Origin of the sequence: Thermobrachium celere DSM 8682, from assembly GCF_000430995.1 — a bacterium.
Classification (GTDB): Bacteria; Bacillota; Clostridia; order Clostridiales; family Caloramatoraceae; genus Thermobrachium; species Thermobrachium celere.
Map to the genome: position 1 here is coordinate 1 of NZ_HF952003.1, position 701 is coordinate 701.

A 701-nucleotide genomic window follows, 5' to 3' on the forward strand; every position below is an offset into this window, starting at 1 on the left:
AGCCATCATTCTTTACACTTGAAAATATAAGTAGATTATCTAATTGCGCTAAACTATGTGAACATTTTCATTTATCTCTACAAAGTGGCTGTGATGAAACATTGAAAAGAATGAATAGGCATTATACAACAGATGAATACTATGAAGCTGTTCAAAACTTAAGATTATTTCAAGGATGTTCTATAACTACGGATATTATTGTGGGTTTTCCAGGAGAGACTGAAGATGAATTCAATAGAACATATGAGTTTTTAAAAAAAGTTAAACTTACAAAATTACATGTTTTCAAATATAGCCCAAGAAAAGGAACAAAGGCAGCCAGTTTAAAAGAAACTGTAAGTAATCATGAAAATCTATAAACAACAGCACAGGATAAAGGATGACCTGGCAACCCTACTATGAATTTTTCCCCCACCTTTGCCATTAAAGTTGGTTTTCCTGGCTTTATCGCAATACCGTGAAATAAAACTTCTCCAAGCCTTTCCATTATATTTATAGTAAAATCCCTATTTCCAGCAGAACTTCCACCTGATATAAATACTATATCAGATTCCTCAAGAGACTCCTTTACTAATGTAAAAAGTTCTTCTTCATTATCCTTAGAAATTCCCTTATATTTTGCATCACAACCATCCTTAATAAGTGCCGAAGTCAAATAGTAGCCATTTATATCTCTTACCTTTGGAATCTCCCTCTTTTCA

The 701-nt window shown here is 32.5% G+C and carries 2 protein-coding genes; one reads left to right on the forward strand and one right to left on the reverse strand.

Annotated features, from left to right (window positions below; translation table 11 throughout):
* A partial coding sequence (locus TCEL_RS00270) for a radical SAM protein (RefSeq protein ID WP_040683668.1) occupies positions 1 to 359 on the forward strand: 359 nt, incomplete at its 5' end.
* Here TCEL_RS00270 and TCEL_RS00275 read toward each other — a convergent pair.
* The coding region (locus tag TCEL_RS00275) for a molybdenum cofactor synthesis domain-containing protein (RefSeq protein ID WP_040683669.1) at positions 344 to 701 on the reverse strand (358 nt) is incomplete at its 5' end. The genes TCEL_RS00270 and TCEL_RS00275 overlap by 16 nt on opposite strands.